Annotated in this window: 1 protein-coding gene; it reads right to left on the bottom strand. The window is 26.3% G+C overall.

Annotated elements, in window-relative coordinates; translation table 11 throughout:
- Positions 1-637: hypothetical protein (locus tag GOQ24_RS16300; protein WP_160340170.1), on the bottom strand; the 637-nt coding region annotated here is incomplete at its 3' end.
- Between the last annotated feature and the right edge of the window lie 94 nt (positions 638-731).

Here is a 731-nt window from a genome sequence, read left to right as displayed (position 1 = left end):
AAACAAACATGCACAATCTTCTTAAAGAAATACTTTTTAAAAAAATAGCATATGAAGCTCCTATTATCAATGAAATTTGTAGAACAGGACCTCTATCACCTGCAAATAAAAATAAACAGAAATAAAGTGTTAAAACGAAAAAAAAGATCTTGTTATAAAACAAGTACAGAATAATTTCATTTAAAGATTTTTTTGTACTACGCTTAGCAAAATCGCTAAAAAAATAAATAATTCTAAGATATAATATTGACTTTAATATTAAATATATATATACGGCACCTCCCCCCCAACTATCACCACCATCATAAACTCCAGAAAAAAAAGTACGCCCTACTAATCCAACAAAAAGAATAAAAAAAACTAATAAAATATTGTCATATTTTACAAAATTAAGCTCAATTTTAGTTATTCTTACATTCTGATTATAGCGCTTTTTCTTACTTTTCTCTAAATAGAAAAGAAATCCCCACATCCATAAAACAATAGAAAGGCAGCTCATCCATGTAGCAAAATTTACAACATTCTTATTTATCCAAACATAATTTGGCCTTTCAGGTTCAATACCTAGACTTGCTAAAAGGGGAACTTGAAAATGTACTATAGTAAAACCTAATAAAAAAAGAGTATCAAATGTCAACCAATTCTTATTAAAACGACAGCGAAAAATATAAAAAACAATAATTGAATATATATATATAACTACTATTGTGATATTATAACTAGCAGAAAAT

Source organism: Myroides sp. LoEW2-1 (assembly GCF_009767705.1).
Classification (GTDB): domain Bacteria; phylum Bacteroidota; class Bacteroidia; order Flavobacteriales; family Flavobacteriaceae; genus Flavobacterium; species Flavobacterium album_A.
The sequence above is the reverse complement of the archived record's forward strand: the minus strand, read 5'-3'. Positions and strand labels throughout refer to the sequence as shown.